A 4,577-nucleotide genomic window follows, 5' to 3' on the forward strand; every position below is an offset into this window, starting at 1 on the left:
ATCTGCGGATAGAGTTTGCGATAGGTGTCGATGACGTGCCACGGGTCGATATCGACGCGGTAATTGGGCGGCAGTTTCTCCGGCAGGTCTTCCCAGGTCAGGTTCTGAAAGGCCGGATTGTTACCCTGAAAGCCGCGCGTTTCGTCGTGCGTATTACCGATCATCATGGGGATATGCCGCGATTGCGGCGCGGCATCCGGATAGAAGGGGTGACGCAACAGGATGGCTTCATCGAGCACCGGCCCCATATAGACGCCGCCGGACCCCAATACCGGATCGGTGACCTTCTGGGCTGCGACCAGCGTTTCCCAAGGCAGGGCTTGCACGGCCTTAAGCCCTTCGGCATCGGGCTTCAGCCCCAGCGCCCCCAGAAAGGCCTTCGCCCGCGCCGTAGCATTGCCGGGGCCGGAGGCGGTCACCTGCTGACCGCTCATGGTCGCGGCCTTATGGAACAGGCCGTCGGCCTTCGGCGTGGCCATCAGGGTGGCGATCTTGGCCCCGCCGCCGGATTGCCCAAAGACCATGACATTGCCGGGATCACCGCCAAAGGCCGCGATATTGTCGCGCACCCATTGCAGTGCCAGAATGAGGTCAAGCTGCCCACAATTCCCCGAAAAGGCCAGTGGCCCCGGCTGCCCCAGGATTAGCCGCTCCAGCCGCGCCAGATAGAGGTAGCCGAAGACATTGAGCCGGTGATTGACGGTCACAACCACCACATCGCCGCGCTGCGACAGGTTCGTGCCGTCGTAAAGCGGATCGGAGCCCGACCCGTTGGCATAGGCCCCGCCGTGGATATAGACCATCACCGGGCGCTTGTGCTTTGGCGCGGCCTCCGGCGTCCACACATTGAGGAACAGGCAGTCCTCGCTCTTGCCATAGGCGTCGGGTGTCGATTGCTGGGGGCAGGCCGGGCCATAGCGGTCAGCCCTAACCGGTTTGGTCCACGGCTGTGGCGGGCGCGGCGGCAGGAAGCGATAAGGCGGCGCGGTCGTTTCCCCATAACGCAGGCCGAGAAACACCGCTGTACCTGCCCGGACCTGCCCTATCACCGGGCCGTTTGTGGTTTTGATGGTGACGGATTTGGGCTTGAGGGTTGCAGCTGATACCGGTGTCACGGCGACGGACAGGGTCAGGGCGGACAGCCCCTTAAGGGCATCGCGGCGTTTCATGCGGGCATTTCCTGTAGGTTTTGATTTAGAGTGGAATGATTTTAGGCCGTGGTGACAATTTAAGATTTTACGCGATTCTCCTCCCTACGAAGTGGGGAGGTGGCAGCGAGCGAAGCGACGCTGCCGGAGGGGTATTACCTTCCGTGAGATACCCCTCCGCCTCGTAAACTCGGCACCTCCCCATGAAATGGGGAGGAGGAAGATCGCAAACATTAAATCGTCACTATGGCCTCGATAGAAGCATCATTCCGCTCTAAATTTTTTTTTTGACGCCTCATGCCGAAAAGTGGTGTCCACTTTTCGGCATGAGGCTTTGGCCACAGCGTGGCCCCGCCACACGCAAATGTAAAGCCGTCCGAAAATCTGGATCATTATGATTTCTGGTAGAAACATAATGATCCAGATTTTTTGTTTTTGCCCCTCGCCGGGCGGTGGCTCCGCCACCTTGGCCGCCGCCTCAATGGCGGCTTGAGCGGAATGATCCATGAGAGATCATTCCGCTCTCTAAACCCTTGTCCTGAGCGCGAATTTCCGGCTATGCAAGGCTATGCGTTCCGAACCCGCCCTGATCGACGCCTATCATCGCCGCATCTCCTATGTGCGGATTTCGGTGACGGACCGCTGCGACCTGCGCTGCACCTACTGCATGTCCGAGAGACAGACTTTTCTCCCTCGTGAAAATCTGCTGAGTTTTGAAGAGCTTGAATGCCTTTCCCTGTTTCTGATCGATCAGGGGGTGACGCGGTTGCGCATCACCGGCGGGGAGCCTCTGGTGCGGCGGGGAATTCTGGATTTCCTGAAACGTCTGGGCAGTCAGGTGCATGAGGGGCGTTTGAAAGAGCTGACTCTGACCACCAATGGCACGCTTCTGGCGGAGGCCGCGCCGCATTTGGTGGAGGCCGGAATCCGCCGCATCAATGTGTCGCTGGACAGTGTGGACGCCGACACCTTCCGGCGGATAACGCGCGGCGGCGACCTCAAAAAAGTGCTGTATGGCATCGACGCGGCGCAAAAAGCGGGTCTGAAAATCAAGCTGAATACGGTCGCTCTGCAACAGGACAATCGCGCGCATCTGCCTGAAATGATCCGCTTTGCGCACGCCAACAGCATGGACATTTCGCTGATCGAAACCATGCCGCTGGGCGAAGAGATCGCCGGGCGCGAAGACCAGTTCGTTTCGCTGCGTGAGGTGATGGCCGATTTGCAAAGTTTCTGGGACATCACGCCTTTAAGCGACACCACGGGCGGGCCGTCGCGCTATCACCACGTGGCGGAAACCGGCGGCCGGCTGGGCCTGATCACGCCGCTGAGCCATAATTTCTGCGACACCTGCAACCGCGTGCGCATCACCTGCACCGGACAGCTCTATATGTGTCTGGGGCAGGACGATCATGTCGATTTGCGCGCGGCCCTGCGCACAGACGCCAGCAATGCCGCCCTCAGTGCCGCCCTGTCCGAGGCCATGCGCCACAAACCGAAGGCGCACGACTTTTTCATCGGGGCGCAGGCCCCGCAAACCGCCTACACGCCGCGTCGGACCATGTCCGTCACCGGAGGATAGAATGACCTTAAGCGACAAAGAAAAAGCCTACATTGGCGCCGGGCGCATCGACTTCGAGCGCCCGTTCAAGCCGGTCAATATCGCCGTCCTCACCGTGTCGGACAGCCGCACGCGCGACACCGACACCTCCGGCGACCTGCTCGACGCGCGCATCACGGCGGCGGGGCATCACGTGGCGGCGCGTGAGCTGGTGCGCGACGACAAGGACCATATCCGCACGGTCATCACCAACTGGATCGATTCCGGCAATGTCGATGTCATCATCTCAACCGGCGGCACCGGCATTACCGGGCGCGACGTGACCCCTGAGGCGGTTGAGCCTTTGTTTGACAAGCGCATCGAAGGCTTTTCGACCATCTTCCATATGGTCAGTTTCCAGACGGTGGGCCTGTCCACCCTGCAATCGCGGGCGCTGGCCGGGATCATCCGCGGCGTCTTCGTCTTCTGCCTGCCAGGGTCGAATGGCGCGTGCAAGGACGGCTGGGACAAGGTGATCCGCTGGCAGCTCGATTCGCGCCACGGCCCGTGCAACATGGTTGAACTGATGCCGAGGCTTCTGGAAGAATGACGCGCAAGGGTATATCCGTTGACGAAGCGATCGCTTTCCTGCGTGAGGCGACTCCGGCGCCGCAGACGCGCAAGGTCGCTTTGTCGAAGGCGCTGGGCCGTGTCCTGAGCGAGCCGGTCATCGCGACGCGCGACCAGCCGCCCTTTGATGCCTCGGCTATGGACGGCTATGCCATCTGTAAATCGCTGACCGATCCGGTGGCGCAGGGGTCTCCGCTGCGCCTGATCGGTGAAAGCGCCGCCGGGCGGCGCTTCGAAGGCCGCGTCGAATGGGGCGAATGCGTGCGTATCTATACCGGCGCGCCGGTCCCTGACGGGGCAAAGGCCGTGGTCATTCAGGAAAATGTCCGCGTGACGGAGATGGGCGTGTTTATCGAGCCAGACGGCTGGAACGACCCCAAGACGCATATCCGCCCCAGAGGTCAGGATTTCAAGGCCGGGCACGAACTGTTGTCGGCGGGAGTACGGCTCGATGCCTGGCGGCTGTCGCTGGCGGCGGCGGCGGGTCAGAAGACGCTGAAGGTGGCGCGCCGTCCGCGCATCGCCATCCTCTCGACTGGCGATGAACTGGTCGCACCCGGCACAGAGCCGCGCGAGGATCAGATTTTTGAGTCCGGCTCCTTTGCGCTGCTGGCCATGTGCCGTCAGTGGGGGGCCAAGGCCAGCTTTGTCGGCGTCGAAAGCGATGATCTGGACGGTATTCACGACGCGCTGAAAGACACCGAGGCGGATTTGATCGTCACCATTGGCGGGGCCAGTGTCGGCGATTATGATCTGGTCAAACCGGCGCTGGAGCGGCTGGGGCTCCGTATCGACTTCGGCAGCGTCAATATCCGGCCCGGTAAGCCGACCTGGACGGGTGTGCTCAACGATGGCCGCCGTGTGCTGGGCCTGCCCGGCAATCCGGCCTCCAGCATGGTCTGCGCGCAACTCTTCCTCAAGCCGTGGATCGAAGCCGCGTTGGGGCAGAATGGGCGCGACAGGCTGTTAAGTCTGCCCGCCGCCGTCGATATCGCCGCCAACGGCCCACGCGAAACCTGGCTGAGGGGACGCATCGTCACGGACGACACGGGGTGCCCGGCTCTGAGGCCCTTTGCCGATCAGGACTCGTCGCTGATCGCCGTCTTTGCCCAAAGCGACGTGCTGATCCGCCGCCTGCCCCATGCGCCAGCGATCAAGGCGGGGGATCTGCTGACCTATGTGGCGCTTGATAGATACTGAAAACACGTGATTGACCCCCGACGCGGGCTGACCGACTATGCGGCACCGTTCACTGCTCA

General features: G+C 61.7%; 5 protein-coding genes. 3 read left to right on the plus strand and 2 right to left on the minus strand.

All coding sequences use genetic code 11. The annotated features are described in order from the left end of the window. Together Q0072_RS08975 and Q0072_RS08980 are read right to left on the minus strand one after the other, a co-directional pair. A partial coding sequence (locus Q0072_RS08975) for a carboxylesterase family protein (protein WP_298328734.1) occupies positions 1-1,169 on the minus strand: 1,169 nt, incomplete at its 3' end. 243 nt (positions 1,170-1,412) lie between these two features. Continuing rightward, complete coding sequence (locus Q0072_RS08980) at positions 1,413-1,655, minus strand: hypothetical protein (protein WP_298328737.1); 243 nt, start codon at positions 1,653-1,655, stop codon at positions 1,413-1,415. Between the two features lie 61 nt (positions 1,656-1,716). On the opposite strand from Q0072_RS08980, the gene moaA reads away from it, so the two are divergent. From moaA to glp, 3 genes are read left to right on the plus strand one after another with little or no spacing between them, the layout of a single operon-like run. After that, the gene (gene moaA, locus Q0072_RS08985) at positions 1,717-2,730 is read left to right on the plus strand and encodes a GTP 3',8-cyclase MoaA (protein ID WP_298328740.1); all 1,014 of its coding nucleotides are present in this window, start codon (positions 1,717-1,719) and stop codon (positions 2,728-2,730) included. A gap of 1 nt (position 2,731) precedes the next feature. Continuing rightward, on the plus strand, positions 2,732-3,298 hold the full coding sequence (gene moaB / locus Q0072_RS08990; RefSeq protein ID WP_298328743.1) for a molybdenum cofactor biosynthesis protein B: 567 nt from the start codon (positions 2,732-2,734) through the stop codon (positions 3,296-3,298). Next, entirely contained in the window at positions 3,295-4,518 is a 1,224-nt protein-coding gene (gene glp, locus Q0072_RS08995) for a gephyrin-like molybdotransferase Glp (protein WP_298328746.1), read from the plus strand. The genes moaB and glp overlap by 4 nt, the downstream gene beginning before the upstream one ends. The last annotated feature ends 59 nt before the right edge of the window (positions 4,519-4,577 follow it).

The organism is Asticcacaulis sp. (genome assembly GCF_027484505.1).
In the GTDB taxonomy this organism is placed as follows: domain Bacteria; phylum Pseudomonadota; class Alphaproteobacteria; order Caulobacterales; family Caulobacteraceae; genus Asticcacaulis.